We start from the raw sequence: 22,383 nt of genomic DNA, 5'->3' as shown, positions 1-22,383 counted from the left end.
GCGCAAGGACCCGGTGGCCTCCGGTCCTGCCGGGCCGGACGGCACCAGCGCAGAGGGGACCGGCGCTGAGGGGACCGGCGCTGAGGGGACCGGCGCGCGAGGGACGGGCTCGCGGCGCGGGCGGCGGGGACGGCGCCGCCCGTCCCCGCTGATGCTGCTGTGGCGCACCGTCGTGGCCCTGCCGGAGCCCCTCGTGCGCGCCGCGGCGGCCGCGGTCGTCGACGTCGCGTGGGTCGTGGCGCTCTCCCCGGTCGGTCGGCGCGCGGAGGCGCTGGCCGGGGTGCGGCACCTGGTCCGCAACCTCGAGCACGCCCGTCCCGGGCTGGCGCCGTGGCGCGCCCGGCTGGTGCTGCGGGCGGCCCTGCGCTCGCACGCCCGCGCCTGGGTGGACACCTTCGTGGTCGACACCTGGTCCGAGGAGCGCCGCCGGCGGGCCGTCCGCTTCGTCGAGGACGAGGAGCTGCGCGCCGCCCTCGCCGTCGGCGGCGCGGTGGTGGCGCTCACGCACTCGGCCAGCTGGGACGTCCTGGGCGCGTGGGGGCCGCTGGAGATGGGACCCACCACCACGGTGGTGGAGCGGCTCGCCGACGACGACGTGTTCGAGGCGTTCGTGCGGGCCCGCGCCGCCGTGGGCATCGAGGCCCTCCCGCACACCGGCGCCGCGCCGCCGCTGCCCCAGCTCGTGCGCCGCGTCCGCTCCGGGTCCCTGGTGCCCCTGCTCGTCGACCGGGACCTGGGGGGAGCGGCCGTCGAGGTCGACTTCCTGGGCGGCCGGGCGCGGCTGGCCTCGGGAGCGGCGGCCCTGGCCGACCTCGCCGACGCCCCCCTGTTCGCCTTCGAGGCCTGGTACGAGCGGGACCGCTCCGTGGCCGGGGGCTGGGTCGTGCTCGGACGCCCGCACCGCGTCGAGAGGGTCGTCACCGGCCCTCGGCCCCAGCGCGTCGCCGCGACGACCCAGGCCTGCGCCGACCTGCTCGCCGCCGCGCTCGCCCGACACCCCCAGGACTGGCACCTCCTGAGCCCCGTCCTGCTGCCCGGAACGGAGCCCGGCCCCGGCGCCGGCGGGCCCGTCGGCGCCCGACCCGAGGGTGACGGCGCCCGGACGGGGGCGGGCTCGTGAGGATCGGGATCGTCTGCCCGTACGCGCTCGACGTCGCGGGCGGGGTGCAGCTCCACGTGCGCGACCAGGCGCGCGAGCTGCGCCGGCTGGGCCACGAGGTCGGCGTGCTGGCCCCCGGCGGGGAGCGCGCGGCGAGCGCGGAGGACGGGGTCGACGAGGGCCTGGAGCTCGCCGGCCGCGTCGTGGCCGTCCCCTTCAACGGGTCCGTGGCGCGGCTGTCCTTCGGGCCGGTGACGAACTCGCGCGTGCGCCGGTGGCTGGCGACCGGCGGGTGGGACCTCGTCCACGTGCACGAGCCGGCGTCCCCGAGCCTCGGCCTGCTGGCGCTGCTGGCCGCCGAGGTGCCGGTGGTGGCCACCTTCCACAGCGCCCTGGACCGCTCGCGGGCCATGCGGGCGGCGCAGCCGCTGCTGCGCCCCGGCTTCGAGCGCCTGTCCGCCCGCATCGCGGTGAGCGAGGACGCCCGGCGCACCGTCGTGGAGCACCTCGGGGGCGACGCGGTCGTCGTCCCGAACGGCGTGCGGGTGGCCGACTTCGCGGACGCGCAGCCGGACCCCCGCTGGCTCGGGGCCCGCGCGGGCCGGCCGCCGGTCGTCGGCTTCCTCGGGCGCGTCGACGAGCCGCGCAAGGGCCTGGCCGTCCTCGCCGGTGCCGTCCCGCGGCTGCGGGCCCAGCACCCCGGCGTCCGGGTGCTCGTGGCGGGCTCCGGCGACGGCGAGGCCCTGCGGGCGCTGCCCGCCGAGGACGCCGCCGCCCTCGTGCCGCTCGGGCCCGTCTCGGAGGCGGACAAGCGGGCGCTGCTGGCCTCCGTCGACGTCTACGTGGCGCCGCAGATCGGCGGGGAGAGCTTCGGCATCGTGCTCGTCGAGGCCATGGCCGCCGGTGCCCCCGTGGTGGCCAGCGCGCTGCCGGCGTTCCGCCGGGTGCTCGGGCAGGGCGCCCTCGGCGCCCTCTTCCCCGTGGGCGACAGCGCCGCGCTCGCCGCCGCCGTGCACGACGTCCTCGGCGACCCGGCGTCGACCGCGGCGCGCCGGGACGCCGCCGCGCTGGCCGTGCGCCGCTACGACTGGTCGGTCGTGGCCGACGAGCTCGTCGCCGTCTACGAGACGGTGCTGCAGGGCGACCGCGCCCGGGCCCGTGCCGACGCCCGTACGCACGAGCGTGCCGACGCCCGTACGCACGACCGGGCCGACGCCCGTACGCACGACCGGGCCGACGCCCGTACGCACGACCGGGCCGACGCCCGTGCCAACGACCGGGCCGACGACCGGACCGACGGCGGGGGACCGGACGCGACGGGCGCCGCCGACGGCGCCGACCCGGCACGCCGCCCGGACGCCGGCCGCCCGTGGCGCGCGCGCCGGCGCAGGGGCGCGGGCCCCGGCCCCTCCGGCGACCGCGGGCCGGCGGCGCGGCGATGAGCGGGGCCGACGTCCTCGTCGACGTGCGGCTGCTGGTCCTCGTGCCGCTGGTCGTGCTCGCCCTCGTGGTCGCCGCGCTGCTGCTCAGCACGGCGGCGAGGCGGCTGGACCGCCTCCACCGGCGCGCCGACGGCGCGCGGGCCGCGCTCGTCGAGCAGCTGGTCCGCCGTGCAGCCGCCGTGGACCGCCTGGCGCGCAGCGGGCTCCTGGACCCCGCGGCGTCGGTGCTGCTCGCCGTGGCGGCGGCGGACGCCCTGGGGGAGGGCGAGCCCGACGACGAGGCCGCCCGGCGACCCGGGCCCGACGAGCAGCGGGTACCAGGTCTGTCGCCCGACCCCACCGCCGGCCCCGGGCGCCTGACGGCCGAGCGCGAGCGCGCCGAGAGCGACCTCTCCGCGGCGCTGCGCGCGGCCCTGCCCCCGGAGGTGCTCGCCGAGCTGTGGCGCGAGCCCGCGGCCGAGGGGCTGCTGGAGGACCTCGTGACGGCGTGCCGGCGGCTGTCCTTGGCGCGGCGGTTCTCCAACGACGCCCAGGTCCAGGTGCGCCGGCGCCGGCGGGGCCGCCTGGTGCGCTGGGCGCGCCTCGCGGGCCGCGCCCCGGAGCCGAGGACCTTCGAGGTCGACGACGAGCCGCCGCCGGGCCTGCTGCCCTGACCGCCCGCGCGGGGCGGGGGCCTACCATGGGCCGGACGGCGCCGAGCGCGTCGCTCGAGGTCGCGGCGGGCCCGGCGGCGGCGGAGACCGCTCCGCACCCGGCGCCCTCCCGGCGCCCTCCGCGCACGACCGGCTGGGACCGACCTCCCGGCCCGAACCGCTCCCGCTCCGACGCCCAGCCCTGACCGCCCCAGCCTGACCGCCCAGCCCCACGAGACCTGCGAGGTACCGGTGCCCACGCCCGAGACGACCCAGCCCGCCGCCGCCCAGCCCACCGGGCCGGGGGAGAGCGCCCGGGACAGCGCCGCGCGCGGCACCGCCCGGGTCAAGCGCGGCATGGCCGAGATGCTCAAGGGCGGCGTCATCATGGACGTCGTCACCGCGGAGCAGGCCAAGATCGCCGAGGACGCCGGCGCCGTCGCCGTCATGGCCCTCGAGCGCGTGCCCGCCGACATCCGCGCCCAGGGCGGCGTCGCGCGGATGAGCGACCCCGACCTCGTCCAGGGCATCGTCGACGCGGTCTCGATCCCCGTCATGGCCAAGGCGCGCATCGGGCACTTCGTCGAGGCGCAGGTCCTGCAGAGCCTGGGCGTCGACTACGTCGACGAGTCCGAGGTGCTGACGCCGGCCGACTACGTCCACCACATCGACAAGTGGCGCTTCACGGTCCCCTTCGTCTGCGGTGCCACGAACCTCGGCGAGGCGCTGCGCCGCCTCACCGAGGGCGCCGCGATGATCCGCTCCAAGGGCGAGGCCGGCACCGGCGACGTCTCGAACGCCACGGGCCACATCCGCACGATCCGCGCGGAGATCGCCCGGCTGTCCTCGATGAGCAGCGACGAGCTGTACGTCGCGGCCAAGGAGCTGCAGGCCCCGTACGAGCTCGTCGCGGAGGTCGCCGCGGCCGGGAAGCTGCCCGTGACCCTGTTCACGGCGGGCGGCATCGCCACCCCCGCGGACGCCGCGATGATGATGCAGCTCGGCGCCGAGGGCGTCTTCGTCGGCTCGGGCATCTTCAAGTCCGGCAACCCCGCCGAGCGCGCCGCGGCCATCGTCAAGGCGACGACGTTCTTCGACGACCCCGACGTCATCGCGAAGGTCTCCCGCGGCCTGGGCGACGCGATGGTCGGCCTCAACGTCGACGCCATCCCCGAGCCGCACCGCCTGGCCTCGCGGGGCTGGTGACTCCGACCCCGCCCGCACGAGGTCGGCGAGCGCCCCGTTCACCCGTTCGGGTGAGCGGGGCGCTTGCGTCCGTGCCGTCGGTCCTAAGGCCCAGCCAGGGGCGGAACCGGTCGATATGGTGCACCCGCAGCGGGTGAGCCACGCCCGCCACGACGCGAGAGGGCCTCCATGCCGCGCACGACCACCCGCCGGGTCGCCAGTACGGGCCTCGGTGCTCTGGCCGCGACCACCGCACTGGCCCTTGCCGCGCCGAGCGCGCTGGCGGCCACGTCCTCCTTCGTGCTCGACCCGGGGCAGGACGTGGCCTTCTCCGCCTTCGGCCTCCCGCTGGACCGGGACCAGGCGAACGAGCTGGACGCGACCCCGGTCGACCTCGCCGCGGGGGACGGCACCGTCACGGTGGACCTGCCCGACCGCGCCGTCTCCGCCGATGCGGCGGCCGCTCTGGTCACCATGGAGGACTACGAGGACGCCCTGGAGGTGGGAGAGGTCCCGCAGCCCCTCACGCTGGCGGAGGAGCTGGAGCCGAAGGTCACCGACGGGCTGCTCACCGTGGTCCTCCCCGCCGCCGACGACGCCCTGACGAACGTCGACGACGTCTTCCTGCTGGTCACCGGCCTCGAGGTCGAGGGCTTCGCCGACGCCCCGTCGTTCGAGGTGACCGTCCCCCTCGACCTGAAGCCGACGGGCGACGCGGCCGAGCTGGTGCGGACCCCGGCCGCGGTGGACGCCAGCGCCCTCGAGGCGTTCACCTTCGTCGAGGAGCCGGTGGCAGCTCGGGCGGGCGAGCCCTTCCAAGTCGTGCTGCCGGAGGACTCGAGCCTCCGCGGGCTGGGGGTGGAGACGCTCGAGGGGCTCGACGGCTTCCTCCTGCCGCTCGGCGACGACGACGAGGAGGGCGACCTCGTGCTCGAGTCGTCCTCGGCGGCATCCGTCGTGGCCGAGGCCGTCGAGGGGACGTCGGCGTCGAGCGCCGCGACCGGCACCGCCCGGGTGCTCGAGGACCTCGAGGCGGATCTCGAGGGCTCGGCGTCCGAGGGCGACGGTGCCGAGGGCGACGTGGTGGCGCTCGACCTCGAGGACTACGCCGGCGACCCGGAGACGGGGGAGCGCTCGGCCACGGTGAGGCCGTCCGAGGACCTCCGGCCGGGCAGCTACCTCATGGTCCTCTTCGTGCCCAGCTCCGACGACTCCGTCTCCATGGTCGCGGTGGGCGAGCTCGTCCTCGAGGCGGCGGCCGTCGCGCCCGTGCCCACGCCCACGGTGACCGTCACGGCGCCCGCACCGGCCCCGGCCCAGAACCCGGGCCTGCGCTCCAACACCGGCGTCGAGGGCGGCGGTGTCGACGGCGGTCTGGTCGCCGCCGGCGCGGCCCTCCTGGCGGTGGCCGCCGGCGCCGGCGCTGCCGCCCTCCGCACGGGGCGCCGTGGCCGCCGCGCCTGAGAGCCCCTCGCCGACGGGCGTCGCCACCCCCGGACGGGGGCGGCGGCGCCCGTCGCGGCGTGCCGCCCTCGTGGGCGCCGCCGCAGCCCTGGCGGTCGCCGGTGGCTCGCTCGTGGCCCTGGGCCTCGGCGGCGAGGAGCCCGAGACCCCCGCGGTGGCCTCGGAGCGGGACGTCGCACCCGAGCCGGCGCTGACGGTGCCCCCCGCGTCGAGTCTGGCGACACCCTCTGCTGCGGCGCCGTCAGTCCAGGCGCCGCCGGTCGACGTGCCCCAGCCGACCGCGGCGGCAGCCCTGGGGACGGACGCCGACATCCGGCTCCGCGTGCCCTCGGTCGACCTCGACCTGCCGGTCCACGCCCTGGTGCCGGACGGCGGGGCGATCAACCCGCCGACGATGACGGACGCGTACTGGATCGACCCCTACGGCGAGCCGGGGGCGGGGGCGTCGGCGCCGGACAACACGGTCTACATCGCCGCGCACTCCTGGAGCCGGGGCGAGGCTGCCTTCGACCCGCTGCTGGACGCGGACTTCGAGGGCGGCGCGGTGGGGCCCGGGGACCTCGTCGAGGTCGAGACGCCCTCGGGGACGGCGGAGTACGCGGTCACCGACGTGCGGCGCTACGGCAAGGACGAGCTGCCCGAGGCGGACGCGGTGTGGGAGGTCCACCCGGGCCGGCTGGTCCTGATCACGTGCTTCCAGCGCGAGGACGGCCGCCGCTCCACGGAGAACCTCGTCGTCACCGCCGAGGAGTCAGCCGTCGACGCCCGCTGAGGGCCGCCGGTCGGTGCGGCGGCGCGGCCGCACCGACCGCCCCGGTCCGCGGGAGCCCCGGTCGTCCGACAGCCCGGTCGTCCGACAGCCCGGGCCTGGAGCAGCCCGGTCCCGCGAGGGCTCACTCCTCGAAGGAGTGCTCCGCGCCGGGGAAGCTCCCGGCCTCCACGTCCTCGACGTAGGCCCGGGCGGCCCTCGCCAGCTCGCCGCGCAGGTCGGCGTACTGCTTGACGAAGCGGGGCGTCCGGCCGCCGCCCAGGCCGGCCATGTCCGTCCACACCAGCACCTGCGCGTCGGTCCCGGCACCGGCGCCGATGCCGACCACGGGCACCTCCAGCGCTCGGGTGACGCGCTCGGCCAGGGGCGCCGGGACCATCTCGAGCACGACCGCGAAGGCCCCCGCGTCCTGCAGGGCCCGGGCGTCGGCGAGCAGGCGCTCGGCGCCCTCGCCCCGCCCCTGCACGCGGTAGCCGCCCAGGGCGTGCTCGGACTGGGGGGTGAAGCCGACGTGGCCCATCACCGGGACGCCGGCGTCGACGAGCGCGCTCACGCTGGGGGCGACGGCGGCGCCGCCCTCCAGCTTCACCGCGGCGGCACCGCCCTCCTTGAGCATCCGGACCCCGGTGGCCACGGCCTGCGCCGGGCCCTGCTGGTAGCTGCCGAACGGGAGGTCCGCGACGACGAGCGCGCGCGAGGTCGCCCGGGTCACCGCCCTGGTCAGCACGAGCATGTCCTCGACCGTGACCGGGATGGTCGACGCGTGCCCGAGGACGGTGGTCGCCGCCGAGTCGCCGACGAGCAGGACCGGGACGCCGGTCTCGTCGAAGAGCGACGCCGTCATCGCGTCGTAGGCGGTGAGCATCGCCCAGCGGCGGCCCTCCTCCTTCCAGCGCCGCAGCGTCGTGGTCCGCACCACGCGGGGGGAGGGGGAGGCGGGCACGGGGGAGGTCGGCGCGGCGGCGCCGGGAGGCCCGGCCGCCGCGGCGCCGTAGGGAGCCGGCTCCTCGCTCACGCGTCCTCCTCGCGCCAGTGCGACGTGACGGGCAGGCGCCGGTCGCGCCCGAACGCCACGGTCGTGGTCTTGGTGCCGGGCGCGCCCTGGCGCCGCTTCCACTCCGCGCGGTCCACGAGACCGACCACCTGCTCCACGTCGTGGCGGGCGTGCCCCGCCTCGAGCAGCTCCGAGCGGCCCATGGCGCGCACGACGTAGTCCTCGAGCAGCGCGTCGAGGACGTCGTACTCCGGCAGGGAGTCCTGGTCGGTCTGGTCCGGGCGCAGCTCCGCGGACGGCGCCTTGGTGATCGACGCCTCCGGGATCGGCTCGCGCTCGCCCCGCGACGCCGCGTCGGCGTCGCGCCAGCGCGCGAGGCGCCACACGTCGGTCTTGGACACGTCCTTGAGCGGCGCGAAGCCGCCGACGGAGTCGCCGTAGATGGTCGAGTAGCCGACCGACAGCTCGCTCTTGTTCGAGGTCGTCAGCACGAGCTGGCCCTCGGAGTTCGAGACGCCCATGAGCAGGGTGCCGCGCACCCGGGCCTGCAGGTTCTCCTCCGCCACGCCGCTCATCGGGACGTTCGCGAGGAAGGCCTCCACCATCGGCGCGATCGGGTGCACCCGGTAGTCGATGCCCAGGCGCTCGGCCAGGTCGTCGGCGTCGCTGCGCGAGTGCTCGGTGGAGTAGCTGCTCGGCATCGAGACGCCCACCACGCCCTCCGGCCCCAGCGCGTCGACCGCGAGCGCGGCGCAGACCGCCGAGTCGATGCCCCCGGACAAGCCGAGGAGGACCTGCCGGAAGCCGTTCTTGCGCGTGTAGTCGCGCAGGCCCAGCACCAGGGCGCCCCACAGCTCGGCCGTGTCGTCCAGGGGCTCGGCCAGCGGGGCGGGCACGGGCTCGCGCGCCGGCGCCGGCTCCTCGCTGACCACGACGCGCTGCACCCGCTCGACCGACGGCGGGGCGGCCGCGCCCTCGGGCAGGTCCAGGTCGACGACGAGCAGCTGCTCCGCGAAGGCCTCGCCGCGGGCGAGCACCTCCCCGTCGGGGGCGACGACGACCGACCCGCCGTCGAAGACGAGGTCGTCCTGGCCGCCGACGCTGTTGACGTACGCCAGGACCGCCTCGGCCTCGCCGGCGCGACGACGGCACAGCGCCAGCCGGGTGTCGTCCTTGGCGCGCTCGTACGGGGAGGCGTTGAGGACGACGAGCAGCTCGGCGTCGGCGGCGCGGGCGGCGGCCACGGGGCCGCCCTCCTGCCAGAGGTCCTCGCAGATCGCGACGGCGACGTCGACCCCGCGCACGCGCGCGACGAGCAGGTCGCGGCCGGGCACGAAGATGCGGAACTCGTCGAAGACGCCGTAGTTCGGCAGGTGGTGCTTGGCGTAGCGGCCCACCTGGCGCCCGCCGTGCAGCAGCGCGGCGCAGTTCTGGGGCAGGCCCTTGGGCACGCCGGTCGCCGCGCCCTCGCGCCGGCCCTCCTCCTTCTGGCCGCGCCCCGCGCTGCTGACCCCCTCGGCCACCGCCCCGGAGGCCCGGTCGACGTAGCCCACGACCACGGGCAGGTCCCCGAGCCCGTCGGCGGCGAGGTCCTCGGCGAGGCGGCCCACGGCCGCCCGGGAGGCGTCGACGAAGGACCGCCGCAGCGCCAGGTCCTCCACGGGGTAGCCGGTCAGCGCGAGCTCGGGCAGGACGAGCAGGTCCGCGCCCGCCGCCGCGGCCTCGGCGGCGGCGCGCCGCACCAGCGCCGCGTTGCCGTCGAGGTCGCCCACGGTGGTGTCGACCTGGGCCAGGGCGAGGCGCAGAGAGGGCATGCGGCGAGCCTAGCCAGGCCCCGGCCCCGGCCCCGGGACGGGCGACGGGCGACCGGCGGGCCGCTCGGCGTCTCGCCTTGCGGGGGAGGGGTGCGAGCGCCACGGTCACCCGTGGGCCCGCCGCCAGGAGGCGGGTGCAGCGAGAGCCGCGCGGTGCGCGGCGAGGGAGGCGTGCGGGCCGTGGCAGTGCACGAGCACCTGGAGGTGCCCCCGGGGGTCACCGTCGTCGACGACGAGGACGAGCCCGAGCTCGTCGACGCCGACGGACGGCGCGTGGACACCTGGCGGGAGGGCTACCCCTACGCCGAGCGCATGCGCCGTGAGGACTACGCCGTCGAGAAGCGCCGCCTGCAGATCGAGCTCCTCAGGCTGCAGCGCTGGATGAAGGCGTCCGGCGAGCGGCTCGTCGTCCTCTGCGAGGGCCGGGACGCCGCCGGCAAGGGCGGCACGCTCAAGCGCTTCACCGAGCACCTCAACCCCCGGGGCGCCCGCGTCGTCGCCCTGGAGAAGCCCAGCGAGCGCGAGTCCACGCAGTGGTACTTCCAGCGGTACGTCAACCACCTCCCGGCCGCGGGGGAGATGGTCTTCTTCGACCGCTCCTGGTACACCCGCGCCGGGGTCGAGCGCGTCATGGGCTTCGCGTCGCCGCAGCAGTACGACCGGTTCATGGCGCAGGTGCCGCTGTTCGAGCAGATGCTCGCCGACGACGGCATCCACGTCGTCAAGTTCTGGTTCTCCGTGACCCGCGCCGAGCAGCGCACGCGCTTCCTGATCCGCCAGATCGACCCGGTGCGCCAGTGGAAGCTCAGCCCCATGGACATCGAGAGCCTCGGCCGCTGGGACGAGTACACCCGGGCCAAGGAGGAGATGTTCGCCCGCACCGACCTCCCGTTCGCCCCCTGGGTCGTGGTGAGCACCAACGACAAGAAGCGCGCGCGCCTGGAGGCGATGCGCGTGGTGCTCTCCCGCTTCCCCTACGACGACAAGGACGCCGACGTGGTCGGGGAGCCCGACCCCCAGCTCGTCGTCCCGGCCAGCAGCATCCTGGAGGTCGACCGGGCCCCCGAGGGGGCCTCCTCCTCCGCCGAGGACGCGGGGCGCGGCGCCGGGGCCTGAGGGCTCAGCCGCCGCCGCGCCCCGCGCCCTCGGCCCGCTGCTGCCGGCGCTCGTCGCGCAGGTCGGCGGCAGCGGGCACGAGGGCCAGGAGCACGAGGACCACGGCGACGAGCAGGCTCGCCGACAGCCCGGCGGCGTAGTCCGGGGCGGCCCCGCCCGAGGCCGCCGCGACGCCGAAGTAGACGGCGCCCACGAGGGCGATGCCCACCGAGGAGCCGATCCGCTGGCTGGTCTGCAGGACGCCGCTGGCCGAGCCCGCGCGCTCGGAGGCCACCACGGAGAGCGTCAGCGTCGTGTTGGGGGAGATGACGACACCGCTGCCGGCGCCGCCCAGGAGGAGCGGGAGCGCGAGGGCGAGGCCGAGCTGCCCCGGCGGCAGGACGTCCGAGAGCGTCGCCACGACGGCGAGGACCCCGAGCAGCCCGACGGCCACCGCCAGGAGACCGGCGACGACGAGGCGCCGCCCGAGCCGGCTGACGGCGCGGCCCGCGAGCACCGGGGTGATGGCGCCGCCGACGGCGAAGGGCGTCTGCACCAGGCCCGCCTGCAGCGGGCTCAGGCCGAGCTGGTCCTGCAGGTAGATCGACAGCACGAAGAAGATCGTCGTGAAGCCGGTGAAGTACACGAGCCCGACGAGGACGCCGTTGCGGTACCGGCTCTCGCGGAACAGCGACAGGTCCACCAGCGCGTCCCGCCCGGACCGGGTGCGCCGCCGCTCCCAGCGCACGAAGGCGACGCCGAGGACGGCGGAGCCCACCCAGAGGCTCGCCCACGACGCAGCGCCCGGCTGCTCCAGGAGGGGCAGCAGCAGCGCCGTGAGGGCGGCGGCGAGCAGGGCCACGCCGGCGAGGTCGACGTGCGAGGCTCGTCCGCCCTCGGGCCGGGCCGAGGGCAGCCACCGCATCGCGAGCACGACGCCCGCGACGCCGATGGGGATGTTCACGAAGAACACCAGGCGCCAGGCGGAGGGGTCCGGGTCGACGCTGAGGATGGTGCCGCCGAGGAGCGGGCCGACGGCGGTGGACAGCCCGATGCTCGTCCCCAGCAGCCCGAACGCGCGGCCCCGCTCCGGCCCGGAGAACAGCGACTGGATGAACGCGGCCACCTGGGGCTGCAGCAGCCCGCCGCCCACCCCCTGCAGGAGCCGGGCGGCGAGCAGCCAGCCGGGCGAGGGCGCCAGCCCGCACAGCAGGCTGGCCGTGGTGAACAGGGCCAGGCCGGCGACGAAGACGCGCCGCCGGCCGTGGGCGTCCCCGAGGCGCCCCGCGGGCACGAGCACCAGGCCGAACGCCAGCGCGTACCCCGACAGCACCCACTGCAGGTCGCTGCCCGTGGCGCCCAGGTCCTCGCGGAGGGAGGGGAGCGCGACGTTGATGATCGAGACGTCGAGGAGCGTCATGAACCCCGAGACCAGGCAGACGGCCAGCGCCCTCCATCGCCGCGGGTCCGGCGGCTCCGCGCCGTCGTCGCCCGACGACCTCCCCCGCGGCCCGGGAGGGTCCTGCCGAGGGCGGGGGGCGTGGTCCGGACCGCTCCGCGGTCCCGCGGCGCGCGGGGTCCTCACGCCAGGACGGTATGCCGAGGCACTCGTCCCCACCGCGCGGGCCGGTGCGGTGGACGTCCCGGCCGAGCAGGGCCCGGTCGACCGGCCGGGCCGACGTCGCCTCCCCGGGCCCGGCCGCTGGCAGGATGGCGCCCGCGCCGCCGCGGACGCCGCCGCGCGGGGCTCCGCCCCGAGGGGCACAGCGAAGGGATGGGACGGATGGACCGCCAGCAGGAGTTCGTGCTCCGCGCGATCGAGGAGCGCGACATCCGGTTCGTCCGGCTGTGGTTCGGCGACGTGCTCGGCGGCCTGAAGTCGGTGGCCATCGCGCCGGCCGAGCTGGAGGGGGCCTTCGCCGAGGGCATCGGCTTCGACGGCAGCTCGATCGAGGGCCTCGCCCGCCGCTCCGAGTCCGACATGATCGCCCGGCCCGACCCCTCGACGTTCCAGGTCCTGCCCTGGCGCGGGGACGGCAGCAGCGCCGGCACGGCTCGCATGTTCTGCGACATCCTCACCCCGGACGGCGAGCCCGCGCTGGCCGACTCCCGCAACGTGCTCAAGCGCACGCTCTCCCGGGCGGCGGAGAAGGGCTTCACCTTCTACACCCACCCCGAGATCGAGTTCTACCTCTTCCAGGGGAGCCCGGCCGACAGCGTCGGGGACGGCCTCGCGGACCCGGTGCACCCGCCCGTGCCGGCCGACACCATGGGCTACTTCGACCACGTGGCGGGCGGTGCCGGGCACGACTTCCGCCGAGCGGCCATCGCGATGCTCGAGGCCATGGGCATCTCGGTGGAGTTCAGCCACCACGAGGCCGGGCCCGGCCAGAACGAGATCGACCTGCGCTACGCGGACGCGCTGACGACCGCGGACAACATCATGACGTTCCGCACGGTGGTCAAGGAGGTGGCGCTGCAGCAGGGCGTCTACGCCTCCTTCATGCCCAAGCCGCTCGCGGACCAGCCGGGCAGCGGGATGCACACCCACCTGTCCCTGTTCGAGGGCGACCGGAACGCCTTCCACGAGCCGGGCGCCAAGTACGAGCTGAGCGCCACCGCACGCCACTTCATCGCCGGGCTGCTGCGCCACGCGCCCGAGACGACCCTCATCACCAGCCAGTTCGTCAACAGCTACAAGCGCCTGTGGGGCGGCAACGAGGCCCCCTCGGACATCGCCTGGGGGCACAACAACCGCTCCGGCCTGGTGCGGGTGCCGATGTACAAGCCCGGCAAGGCGCAGTCCGCGCGCGTGGAGCACCGCGGCATCGACACCGCGGCCAACCCGTACCTGACCTTCGCGGTGCTGCTGGCGGCCGGCCTGAAGGGCGTCGAGGAGGAGTACCCGCTCGCCGAGGGCGTCGAGGAGGACGTGGCCCTGCTGTCCGGCGCCGAGCGGCGCGCCATGGGCATCGGGCAGCTCCCGGCGAGCCTGGACCACGCCATCTCGCTCACCGAGGGCAGCGAGCTGGTCGCGGAGACGCTGGGGGAGAGCATGTTCGAGCACGTGCTGCGCAACAAGCGGGCCGAGTGGGTCGACTACCGGGCCCAGGTGACGCCGTTCGAGCTGCGGCGCTTCCTGCCCTGGCTCTGATCGCCGTCGCGGAGGTGGGGGACGTGCGCGGGGGAGCCGCGGGAGCGCCGGCGGCGGAGCGCTCCGGGGAGGAGCCGCTGCGCGTCCTCGTCGTCCAGCACGAGGACGTGTGCCCGCCGGCCCTGCTGGGGGAGGCGCTCTCGGCGCAGGGCGCCGTGGTCGACGTCGTGCGGCCCGACCTCGGCCAGCCGCTGCCGGCGTCGCTGGGGCGTCGCGGGCCGGGCGTCCGGGCGGGCGGGCACGACGCCCTCGTCGTCCTGGGCGGCACGGCGGCCGCGGACGACGACGCGCGCTGGCCCTGGCTGCCCGCCGTGCGCGCGCTGCTCGCCGCGTGCGCGGGCGACGGGACGCCGGTCCTCGGCGTGTGCCTGGGGGCCCAGCTCCTCGCCGCGGCGACGGGTGGGCGCACCGGCCGCGCCCCGCTCGGGCCGGAGCACGGGCTCGTGCCCCTCGTCGCCGAGCCCGTCGCCGACCCCCTGCTGGCGGCGGCCGCCGAGGAGGACGGGCCCTGGCGCGCCGTGCAGTCGCACGGGGACGCCGTGCTGGAGCTCCCCCCGGGCGCGACCCTGCTGGCCGCCTCGGCGTCGTGCGAGGTGCAGGTGTTCCGCCTCGCCCGGGCGTGGGGCGTGCAGTACCACCCCGAGGCCACGGCCGAGATGGTCACCGCCTGGTGCGACGCCGGTGACGACGCGCGGCGCGAGCTGGCCGACGCGGGGCTCGCCGTCCAGGACGTCGTGGCCCCGGTGGCCGCGGCGGCGCCCGAGCTGGCCCGCGGGGCGGACCGCCACGCGCGGGTCCTCCTGGAGCAGGCGCGCGCGGCGCGCCGCGAGCGCGGCGCCGGCTCGGCGCTCCCGACGACGGCGGGGGCGCGGTGAGCGCGGTGAGCATCTCGCCCGGGTGGCTGGCCCGTCGCGGCTTCACCGATCCCGATGCGGCGCAGCGCATCCTGGCGGAGCCGGCCACGGTCGCCGTGCTGAGGCGCTGGGGGGCCGCCGAGGGCGGGGCGCCGCGCGCCGGTGCCGGACGCGCGAGCGGGCCCCGGCGCCCCACGGCCCCGACGTCCCCGGTGACCCCGCAGGCGGCGGCCGAGGAGCTCGTGCAGGTGGTGGGCGCGGCGGCGGACCCGGACGGGGCGCTGCGCGCGGTGGCGCGGCTCGCCGAGCACCCCGGCTCGCCGCCGCTGCGGCTCCTCGCCCGTCCGGGGCCGGCGCGCGACCGCCTCGTGGCCGTGCTCGGCGGGTCCTCCGCGCTGGCGGACGGCCTCGTGCGCCACCCCGGCGACGCCGAGGTCCTCGAGGACGAGGACGCGCCGGTCCCCGGCGAGGCCCTGCGCGCCGAGCTGCTCCGGTGGGTCGGCGTCGACCCGGCCGACCCGGCCCCGGTCGCGTCCGCCGAGGCGACCGGGGACGACCTGCGCCGCGCCTACCGGCGGCGGCTGCTGTCGCTCGCGGGCCGCGACCTCGCGTCCCCCGCTCCCGAGCGCCGCGTGGCCGACGTCGGCCGCGAGCTCGCCGACCTGGCCGCCGCCGCGCTGGAGACGGCCCTGGCCCTGGCGCGCCGGGACGTCGGCGACGACCACCGGGCGGTGCGGCTGGCCGTCCTCGGGATGGGCAAGTGCGGCGGCCGCGAGCTCAACTACGTCAGCGACGTCGACGTCGTCTACGCCGTCGAGCCCGCCGAGGGCGCCACGGAGGCGCAGGCGCTGGCGGTCGGCACCCAGCTGGCGCGCCTGCTCGCCAAGCACTGCTCCGCCTACACGGCCGAGGGCGCGCTCTGGCCGGTCGACGCGAACCTGCGCCCCGAGGGGGGCGCGGGCCCGCTGGTGCGCACCGTGGAGAGCCACCGGGCGTACTACGAGCGGTGGGCCAGCACGTGGGAGTTCCAGGCCCTGCTGAAGGCGCGCCACGTGGCCGGGGACGCCGAGGTCGCCGCCGCCTACCTCGAGGCCGTCCGGCCGATGGTGTGGGAGGCGGCCCAGCGCCCGGGCTTCGTGCCGGACACGCAGGCGATGCGGCGGCGCGTCGAGCAGCACGTGCCCGCGAAGGAGGCTCCGCGCCAGCTGAAGCTGGGCCCGGGCGGCCTGCGGGACGTCGAGTTCAGCGTCCAGCTGCTGCAGCTCGTCCACGGCCGCGCCGAGCCGCGCCTGCGCAGCGGGACGACGCTCGACGCGCTAGAGGCGCTCGCCACCTACGGCTACGTCGGCCGGGCGGACGCCGGGGCCCTCGACCGCGCCTACCGGTGGCTGCGGGTGCTCGAGCACCGCATCCAGCTCTCGCGCCTGGTGCGCACGCACGTGCTGCCGACGGGGGAGGACGACGTGCGCCGCCTGGCGCGGGCGTCCGGCCTGGACGGCGTCACGGCGCTGGAGGAGCGGTGGCAGCAGACCCGCTCCACGGTCCGGCGCCTGCACGAGCGCCTCTTCTACCGGCCGCTGCTCGGCGCCGCGGCGCGGCTGTCCACCGAGGACGTCCGCCTCGGCGCGGACGCCGCGCGCGAGCGCCTGCAGGCGCTGGGGTACCGCGACCCCGCGGGGGCGCTGCGGCACCTGGAGGCGCTCACCGCCGGGGTCAGCCGCCGGGCCTCCATCCAGCGCCAGCTCCTGCCGGTGCTGCTCGGGTGGTTCGCCGCCGGCGCCGACCCCGACTCGGGCCTGCTCTCGTTCCGGCGGCTGTCGGAGAGCCTCGGCGGCACGCACTGGTACCTGCAGATGCTGCGGGACGACGGCGTGGCGGCCGAGCGGCTGGCCAACCTGCTGACTGGCAGCCGGATGGCGGCCGACCTGCTGCTGCAGGCGCCGGAGGCCGCCCGGTGGCTCGAGGGGGACGCCGAGCTGCGCCCGCGCCCGCACGAGCAGCTGCGCGCGGAGGTCGGCTCCGTCGTGGCGCGCCACCGCGACCCCGTGGACGCCGTGACGGCGGCGCGGGCCGTGCGCCGCCGGGAGATGACGCGCACCGCCGTCGGGGACCTCTCGGGCGTCCTCACCCTCGAGGAGGTGGGGGACGCGCTGTCCGCGGCGACGCGCGTGCTGCTGCAGGGCGGTCTGGCCGCGGCGCAGCGGTCGGTGGCCCGGCGCGTCGGGGAGCCGCTGCCGGTGCGGATGGCCGTCATCGGGATGGGGCGCCTGGGCGGGGCCGAGCTGACCTACGCGAGCGACGCCGACGTGCTCTTCGTCCACGAGCCGCGCGACGGCGTCGGGGAGCAGCAGGCGCAGGAGGTCGCCGTCGCGGTCGCGGGGGAGGTGCAGCGCCTGCTCAAGGCCCTCGGGCCCGAGCCGTCCCTCGAGGTGGACGCCGCCCTGCGCCCCGAGGGCCGAAGCGGGCCGCTGTCGCGCTCGCTGTCGTCCTACGCCTCCTACTACGCGCGCTGGTCGGACGTGTGGGAGGCGCAGGCGCTGCTGCGCGCGGAGCCCGTGGCCGGTGACGCCGAGCTGGGCGCGGCCTTCACCGCGCTCGTGGAGGGCGTGCGCTACCCGTCGGCCGGCCTGGACGAGGCGCAGGTCCGGGAGGTGCGCCGCATCAAGGCGCGGGTGGAGTCCGAGCGGCTGCCCCGCGGCGTCGACCCGCGCCGGCACGTCAAGCTCGGCCCGGGCGGCATCTCCGACGTCGAGTGGACGGTCCAGCTCCTCCAGCTCCAGCACGCCGCCCGGGTGCCGGCCCTGCGGACGACGTCGACCCTGGGCGCCCTGCGGGCGGCGGCCGACGACGGCCTCCTCGACGGCGAGGACGCCGACGTCCTGGAGGACGCGTGGCGGTGGGGCTCGCGCGTGCGCGCCGCGATGGCGCTGTGGTCGGGCCGGTCCGGCGACGTCGTGCCGACCGACCTGGACGACCTCGAGGGGGTGGCTCGCCTGCTGGGGATGCCCGCGGGCTCCGCGAGCGCCCTGGACGACGAGCACCGCCGGCGCACGCGGCGGGCCCGCGCCGTCGTCGAGCGGCTGCTGTTCGGCTGGGACGACGGCTGACGCCGGCGGGCGTCCGCAGCCCGCCGCACCCGAGGCGCTCCGCCACGACCGGCACCGGGCCGACGCCCTCGTGGCCCTCGGCCACGACGTCGTCCGGTGCACCTGGGCGGGCACGTGCACCCCCGGACGCGTGGGCGCGGTGGTCAGCCCGGCGGGGGCCGCCGTCGAGATGGAGGTCTGCGTCACCACGGGGGCCCTCGGGTGACGCGAACCCCCATCTCGACGCGTCGTCGGCGCTGAGCGGGCCGCGCCCGCTGCCCGGGACCGTCAGCCAGCGGCCTCCAGGGCTCGGATGCCCGCCTCGACGGCCGGCGGGTTGGGGCGTCGGGCCCGGCGCGCCGCGCCCAGCCGGGGCAGCGCCGCGCGCACGGCCGCCGGGTGCGCGCGCAGCGCGCGGACGAGCGCGCGCGCGACCACGGGCCACGGGCGGCGCATCACCGCGGTCAGCAGGGCCGAGCGCGCGATGCCCGCGGCGCGCACGTCCGGGGCGTCGCGCGAGGTGGAGGGGTGGTGGTGGACGAGGAGGTCCTCGACGTACGCCAGCCCGTGCCCGGCGGCGGCGAGGTCCCAGGCCAGCCGCTCCTCCTCGCCCGGGAAGACGACGACGTCGTCGAAGCCCCCCGCCGCGAGGAAGGCGTCGCGGCGCACGGCGGCGGCGCAGGCCACGAAGCCCAGCAGGGAGGGCCCCGGGAGGTCGTCCTGGGTGCCGAGGACCGAGCGGGCCATCACGGCGCTGATGCCGTCCTCGCGCTCCTCGGGCCCGACGAGGATCCGCGCGCACGCGAGCGCCAGCCGCGGGGAGGCGTCGAAGACGGCGACGAGGCGCTCGAGCGCGCCGGGGGCCCACCACGAGTCGTCGTCGGCGAAGGCGACGTAGGGCGTGCGGGCCCTCTCCGCGCCGATCGTGCGCGCCACCGCGCCGCGGTTGTCCGGCAGCGCCACGACCTCCACGTGCGGCAGCTCGCGGCGCACGGCCTCGACCGTGCCGTCGGTGCTGCCGTTGTCGACGAGGACGACGGGGGCCTCGTGGCGGCGCAGGCTGGTCAGCAGCTCCTCCCGGCGGTTGCGGCTGGCGACGACGACGGTCACCCGCGGGCCGCGGTGCGGGGTCGTCGCGGCGGCCCGGGCGGAGGGAGCCGAGCCGGGGGGCGGGGCGGGAGCGGCAGGCGTCGTCACGGCGCGGACGCTATCGCCGGACCCGCCGAGCGCCCGCGGCCCGGACGGGGCACAGTGATCGCGGCCGGCTCCGCACCCGGGGCCGCACGCACCGCCGCACACCTGGACGACCCCGCGCGCCGAGACCGCTCGGCGCCGACAGACCGCTGGAGGACCCATGGCGAACCGCCCGAACCCCATCGAGCTGCAGAAGCACCTGGCCGGGATGGACTACCCCGCCGGGAAGGACGCCGTCGTCAGCAAGGCCGAGTCGAACGGCGCCCCCGAGGACGTCCTCGAGGCGCTGCGCGGCATCCCGGACCGCGAGTACGAGGGGCCCAGCGGCGTCAGCTCCGCGTTCTCCGACCAGGCCTGACAGCATGCGCCCGTGAACGACCAGGCTGCCGCCGTCCCGGTGATCTCCACCCACGCCGACCCGCCCCGGCGGGCGGTCGTCACCGGGGCGGCCGGCTTCCTCGGGAGCCACCTCGTCGAGGCGCTGCTCTCCCGCGGCACCGAGGTGGTCGGGCTCGACGACTTCGTCACGGGGACGCCAGAGAACCTCGCGCACGTCGCCGAGCACCCGGGCCTGCGGCTCGTGCGGTGCGACATCACCGACTACGTGCACGTGCCGGGCGAGGTGGACCTCGTCCTGCACTTCGCCTCGCCGGCCTCGCCCGTGGACTACCTCAAGCTGCCGATCGAGACCCTCAAGGTGGGCTCCATCGGCACCATGCACGCGCTGGGGCTCGCCAAGGACAAGGGAGCCCGCCTCGTGCTGGCCTCCACGTCGGAGGTCTACGGCGATCCCCAGGTGCACCCGCAGCCCGAGGGCTACTGGGGCCACGTCAACCCCGTCGGCCCCCGCGGGGTCTACGACGAGGCCAAGCGCTACGCCGAGGCGCTGACCACCGCCTACCGCACCACCCACGGGGTCGACACCGCCATCGTGCGCATCTTCAACACCTTCGGGCCGCGCATGCGCCCCTACGACGGGCGCGCCATCCCGACCTTCGTCCGCCAGGCCCTCGCGGGCGAACCCCTGACCGTCGCCGGTGACGGGCTCCAGACGCGCTCGGTCTGCTACGTGGACGACCTGGTGCGGGGCATCCTCCTGCTGGCCTCCTCCGGGCACCCCGGGCCGGTCAACATCGGCAACCCGACCGAGCTCACGGTCCGGCAGATCGCCGAGGACGTGATCGCGGCCACCGGCTCGTCGTCGACCCTCACCTTCGTCGGACGTCCGGTCGACGACCCGCAGGTGCGCCGTCCCGACACCCGGCTCGCCGCGTCCGAGCTCGGCTGGCAGCCGGAGGTGCCGTGGGCGCAGGGGCTGGCGCGCACGGTCGACTGGTTCCGCGAGGCCGTCGTGACGGCTCCCGTCCCCGACCTGGCCGCGGGCACCAGCTCCGCCCCCCGCTGACCGCGGCAGGAGGACGCCCGTGGTCGACCTGCTGCTCGTCCCGCTCGCGGACGCCTTCCTGCAGGTCGGCGTGCCCGTGGCCGTGCTCGTCGCGGCCTTCGGCTGGCTCCAGGTCCGCCACGGGGAGCGGCTGCTGGACCTCCTGGCCCGGCGCGCCCGGTGGGCGCCGGCCGTGGGTGCCCTGCTCGGCGTCTCGCCCGGCTGCGCCGGCGCGATCCTCGTCGTGCCCCTGTTCCTGCGCGGCACCGTCTCCTTCGGGACGGTCGTGGCGGCGCTCGTGGCGACCATGGGCGACTCCTCGTGGGTGCTCATCGCCGGGGACCCCCTCACCGCGCTGGCGGTGCACGCGATCCTGCTCGTGACCGGGCTGGCGACCGGCTACGCCGTCGACGCCCTCGGCATCGGGCCGACCGCCGAGGACCTCGAGGCGGAGCGGGTGCTGCCCGCGGAGCGGCAGAGGGTGCGGACGTCGGCGCGGCGCCGCGACGCGGACGTCGTGCTGCCGGCACCCGCGGCAGGGGGTGGGGACGTCACGGCCGCGGCCGCGGACACCGCCCCGGGTGTCGCGGCGGCACGGGGGCTCGACCCCCTGACGCGCACGTTCTGGGCCGTCCTCCTCCTGGCCGTCCCGGCGTCCGTCGTCGTCACCGCGCAGGTCGACGCCGCGCCGCTCGCGGCCGCGCTCGGCGGGGTCGACCCGGTGCTGGTCCTCGGCGTCCTCGGGACGCTCACGTGCCTCGTCCTCCTGGTCGGGCACCGGGGCGCGGGCGAGCGGCTCGCCGGGGTCGTGAGCACGCGGGAGGAGGTCCTGCGCCGCGGCGCCGCCGAGACCTCCGTGATCGTCGGCTGGGTCGCGGTGGTCTTCGTCGGCTGGGAGGTCCTGTCGGCCTGGACGGGCTTCGACGGCTCCCAGCTGCCCCTCGTGGGCGTGGCGGGGGTCGTCGTGGGAGCGCTGGTGGGCCTGGTGCCCGGCTGCGCCGTCCAGATCGTGCTCACCTCGCTCTACCTGACCGGGGCCGTGCCCATCTCCACGCTGCTGGCCAACGCCGTGAGCCAGGACGGCGACGCCCTCATCCCGCTCCTGGCGCTGCGCCGGCGCTCGGCCCTCCTCGCGAGCGCCGTCACGGTCGTGCCCGCGCTGATGGTGGGCGGCCTCGCCCTGCTCCTCACCCGCTGACCGGCTCGCGGGCGTGGTCCGGTTTCCCGCTGCTCGCCCGGGCGACCTCGTGCCGGACGCGACGCGGGCGAGGGCCGCGTCAGGCTCCGCTCCTGGCGGCCTCCCCGGCCGCCGGCCCGTAGGCCCCGCCGAACATGGCCGCGTGCGCGAGCAGCGGCACCAGCTGGTGCAGGCCCACCCGCTCGCGCCACCCGTCGGCGAGCGGGTGCACCTCCTCGTAGGCGGCCAGCACCCGCGGCGGCACCCCGCCGAAGAGGTCGAGCAGCGCGAGGTCGGCCTCGCGGTGGCCGCCGAGGGCGGAGGGGTCGAGCAGCCACCGGTGCCCGTCCCGCGCGCGGACGACGTTGCCCCACCACAGGTCGCCGTGGCACCGGCTCGGCGGCTCCGGTGGCCCCATGAGCTCCTCCGCGCGGCGGGCGGCGGCCTCGACCGCGGTCTGGTCGCGCGGGTGCAGCCGGCCGGCGTCCACGGCCAGGCGCACCAGCGGGAGCACGCGCTGCTCCGCCCAGAAGCCCGGCCACGACGCCGTGGGTTCCACGGGCACGCGCAGGGAGCCCAGGTGCGGCGAGGCGCCCTCCGGGACGTCCCCGAAGGCGTCGGCCCCGGCGTCGTGCAGCGCCGCCAGCTCGGCCCCGAGAGCCTCCAGGCCGGCGTCGCCGGCGGCGGGGCTCCCGGCGACGTCCACCAGCTCGAGGGCGAGCACCCGCCCCTGCGCCGCGACGACCTCGGGCACCGGCGGCCCGCCCTCGGCGGCGGCCAGCCAGCGCAGCCCGGCGGCCTCCGAGGCGACCATCTCCTCCCCGCGCTCGCGGTCGTAGCGCTTGACGAACAGGCGACGGCCGTCGGCGAGGCGCACCTCCTCGGAGGCGCCGATGTCCCCGCCCCCGAGGCGACGTCGCTCGACGACCTCGCCGAGCGAGGCGGGGAGGTCCGAGGGCTGCGAGGGCTGCGGGGGAGTCATCCGCCCCATCCTGCGGCGGCGAGCGTCCCGCTGCAGGACCTGGCGAGAGGGCGCGGGC

19 protein-coding genes are annotated in these 22,383 nt (G+C 77.4%); 14 read left to right on the top strand and 5 right to left on the bottom strand.

Translation table 11 applies throughout. From position 1 onward, the window contains the following. Nucleotides 1-151 precede the first annotated feature (151 nt). From Q0848_RS08500 to Q0848_RS08475, 6 genes are all read left to right on the top strand, one after another. Nucleotides 152-1,120 (top strand): phosphatidylinositol mannoside acyltransferase, encoded by a 969-nt coding sequence (locus Q0848_RS08500; RefSeq protein WP_299036668.1) that lies wholly within the window; start codon nucleotides 152-154, stop codon nucleotides 1,118-1,120. Next, the gene (locus Q0848_RS08495; RefSeq protein ID WP_299036667.1) at nucleotides 1,117-2,541 is read left to right on the top strand and encodes a glycosyltransferase family 4 protein; all 1,425 of its coding nucleotides are present in this window, start codon (nucleotides 1,117-1,119) and stop codon (nucleotides 2,539-2,541) included. The genes Q0848_RS08500 and Q0848_RS08495 overlap by 4 nt, the downstream gene beginning before the upstream one ends. Continuing rightward, nucleotides 2,538-3,194 (top strand): hypothetical protein, encoded by a 657-nt coding sequence (locus Q0848_RS08490; RefSeq protein ID WP_299036666.1) that lies wholly within the window; start codon nucleotides 2,538-2,540, stop codon nucleotides 3,192-3,194. The genes Q0848_RS08495 and Q0848_RS08490 overlap by 4 nt, the downstream gene beginning before the upstream one ends. A gap of 231 nt (nucleotides 3,195-3,425) precedes the next feature. Next, nucleotides 3,426-4,379: a pyridoxal 5'-phosphate synthase lyase subunit PdxS gene (gene pdxS, locus Q0848_RS08485; RefSeq protein WP_299036665.1), complete on the top strand. Its 954-nt coding sequence runs from the start codon at nucleotides 3,426-3,428 to the stop codon at nucleotides 4,377-4,379. A 168-nt stretch (nucleotides 4,380-4,547) separates the two neighbouring features. Next, on the top strand, nucleotides 4,548-5,822 hold the full coding sequence (locus tag Q0848_RS08480; RefSeq protein WP_299036664.1) for a hypothetical protein: 1,275 nt from the start codon (nucleotides 4,548-4,550) through the stop codon (nucleotides 5,820-5,822). After that, entirely contained in the window at nucleotides 5,806-6,594 is a 789-nt protein-coding gene (locus Q0848_RS08475; protein ID WP_299036663.1) for a class F sortase, read from the top strand. Before Q0848_RS08480 ends, Q0848_RS08475 begins: the two co-directional genes overlap by 17 nt. Before the next feature lie 121 nt (nucleotides 6,595-6,715). Here Q0848_RS08475 and panB read toward each other — a convergent pair whose 3' ends face one another. Further along, nucleotides 6,716-7,534, bottom strand: coding sequence for a 3-methyl-2-oxobutanoate hydroxymethyltransferase (gene panB / locus Q0848_RS08470; protein ID WP_366146495.1), 819 nt, complete (start codon nucleotides 7,532-7,534; stop codon nucleotides 6,716-6,718). Nucleotides 7,535-7,602: 68 nt separating this feature from the next. Beyond that, nucleotides 7,603-9,399, bottom strand: a complete 1,797-nt coding sequence (locus Q0848_RS08465; protein ID WP_299036661.1) for an NAD+ synthase — start codon at nucleotides 9,397-9,399, stop codon at nucleotides 7,603-7,605. A gap of 180 nt (nucleotides 9,400-9,579) precedes the next feature. On the opposite strand from Q0848_RS08465, the gene ppk2 reads away from it, so the two are divergent. Then, nucleotides 9,580-10,515 (top strand): polyphosphate kinase 2, encoded by a 936-nt coding sequence (ppk2, locus tag Q0848_RS08460; protein ID WP_299036659.1) that lies wholly within the window; start codon nucleotides 9,580-9,582, stop codon nucleotides 10,513-10,515. Nucleotides 10,516-10,519: 4 nt separating this feature from the next. On the opposite strand, the gene Q0848_RS08455 is transcribed toward ppk2, so the two are convergent. After that, nucleotides 10,520-12,079, bottom strand: a complete 1,560-nt coding sequence (locus Q0848_RS08455) for an MFS transporter (RefSeq protein WP_299036658.1) — start codon at nucleotides 12,077-12,079, stop codon at nucleotides 10,520-10,522. A 198-nt stretch (nucleotides 12,080-12,277) separates the two neighbouring features. Between Q0848_RS08455 and Q0848_RS08450 the strand changes: the two genes are divergently transcribed. From Q0848_RS08450 to Q0848_RS08435, 4 genes are all read left to right on the top strand, one after another. Then, nucleotides 12,278-13,648, top strand: coding sequence for a glutamine synthetase family protein (locus Q0848_RS08450; RefSeq protein ID WP_299036657.1), 1,371 nt, complete (start codon nucleotides 12,278-12,280; stop codon nucleotides 13,646-13,648). 23 nt (nucleotides 13,649-13,671) lie between these two features. Then, on the top strand, nucleotides 13,672-14,523 hold the full coding sequence (locus tag Q0848_RS08445) for a type 1 glutamine amidotransferase (RefSeq protein ID WP_299036656.1): 852 nt from the start codon (nucleotides 13,672-13,674) through the stop codon (nucleotides 14,521-14,523). Between the two features lie 5 nt (nucleotides 14,524-14,528). Further along, nucleotides 14,529-17,609, top strand: a complete 3,081-nt coding sequence (locus Q0848_RS08440) for a bifunctional [glutamine synthetase] adenylyltransferase/[glutamine synthetase]-adenylyl-L-tyrosine phosphorylase (protein WP_299036655.1) — start codon at nucleotides 14,529-14,531, stop codon at nucleotides 17,607-17,609. 70 nt (nucleotides 17,610-17,679) lie between these two features. Further along, the gene (locus Q0848_RS08435; protein WP_299036654.1) at nucleotides 17,680-17,814 is read left to right on the top strand and encodes a hypothetical protein; all 135 of its coding nucleotides are present in this window, start codon (nucleotides 17,680-17,682) and stop codon (nucleotides 17,812-17,814) included. Nucleotides 17,815-17,876: 62 nt separating this feature from the next. Here Q0848_RS08435 and Q0848_RS08430 read toward each other — a convergent pair whose 3' ends face one another. After that, nucleotides 17,877-18,785, bottom strand: coding sequence for a glycosyltransferase family 2 protein (locus tag Q0848_RS08430; protein WP_299036653.1), 909 nt, complete (start codon nucleotides 18,783-18,785; stop codon nucleotides 17,877-17,879). A 157-nt stretch (nucleotides 18,786-18,942) separates the two neighbouring features. Here Q0848_RS08430 and Q0848_RS08425 point away from each other — a divergent pair, with 157 nt between their 5' ends. The 3 genes from Q0848_RS08425 to Q0848_RS08415 are packed head-to-tail and all read left to right on the top strand — an operon-like array spanning nucleotide 18,943 to nucleotide 21,364. After that, complete coding sequence (locus Q0848_RS08425) at nucleotides 18,943-19,140, top strand: DUF2795 domain-containing protein (protein WP_299036652.1); 198 nt, start codon at nucleotides 18,943-18,945, stop codon at nucleotides 19,138-19,140. Nucleotides 19,141-19,152: 12 nt separating this feature from the next. Then, nucleotides 19,153-20,187: a UDP-glucuronic acid decarboxylase family protein gene (locus tag Q0848_RS08420; protein WP_299036651.1), complete on the top strand. Its 1,035-nt coding sequence runs from the start codon at nucleotides 19,153-19,155 to the stop codon at nucleotides 20,185-20,187. Between the two features lie 19 nt (nucleotides 20,188-20,206). Continuing rightward, a complete protein-coding gene (locus tag Q0848_RS08415) occupies nucleotides 20,207-21,364 on the top strand; it encodes a putative manganese transporter (RefSeq protein WP_299036650.1) in 1,158 nt (385 codons plus the stop codon). Nucleotides 21,365-21,443: 79 nt separating this feature from the next. Here Q0848_RS08415 and Q0848_RS08410 read toward each other — a convergent pair whose 3' ends face one another. Continuing rightward, nucleotides 21,444-22,325: a fructosamine kinase family protein gene (locus tag Q0848_RS08410; protein WP_299036649.1), complete on the bottom strand. Its 882-nt coding sequence runs from the start codon at nucleotides 22,323-22,325 to the stop codon at nucleotides 21,444-21,446. Between the last annotated feature and the right edge of the window lie 58 nt (nucleotides 22,326-22,383).

It is taken from the genome of uncultured Pseudokineococcus sp. (genome assembly GCF_947495735.1).
In the GTDB taxonomy this organism is placed as follows: domain Bacteria; phylum Actinomycetota; class Actinomycetes; order Actinomycetales; family Quadrisphaeraceae; genus Pseudokineococcus.
Note: the sequence above shows the minus strand (reverse complement) of the source record. Positions and strands in the feature narration are given on the sequence as shown.

What these genes read in the sequence shown, in the direction of transcription:
- Q0848_RS08425 (WP_299036652.1), top strand. Translation starts at nt 18,943, where the DNA reads ATGGCGAACCGCCCGAACCCCATCGAGCTGCAGAAGCACCTGGCCGGG.
- Q0848_RS08410 (WP_299036649.1), bottom strand. Translation starts at nt 22,325, where the DNA reads ATGACTCCCCCGCAGCCCTCGCAGCCCTCGGACCTCCCCGCCTCGCTC.
- Q0848_RS08465 (WP_299036661.1), bottom strand. Translation starts at nt 9,399, where the DNA reads ATGCCCTCTCTGCGCCTCGCCCTGGCCCAGGTCGACACCACCGTGGGC.
- Q0848_RS08480 (WP_299036664.1), top strand. Translation starts at nt 4,548, where the DNA reads ATGCCGCGCACGACCACCCGCCGGGTCGCCAGTACGGGCCTCGGTGCT.
- Q0848_RS08500 (WP_299036668.1), top strand. Translation starts at nt 152, where the DNA reads ATGCTGCTGTGGCGCACCGTCGTGGCCCTGCCGGAGCCCCTCGTGCGC.
- Q0848_RS08450 (WP_299036657.1), top strand. Translation starts at nt 12,278, where the DNA reads ATGGACCGCCAGCAGGAGTTCGTGCTCCGCGCGATCGAGGAGCGCGAC.
- Q0848_RS08490 (WP_299036666.1), top strand. Translation starts at nt 2,538, where the DNA reads ATGAGCGGGGCCGACGTCCTCGTCGACGTGCGGCTGCTGGTCCTCGTG.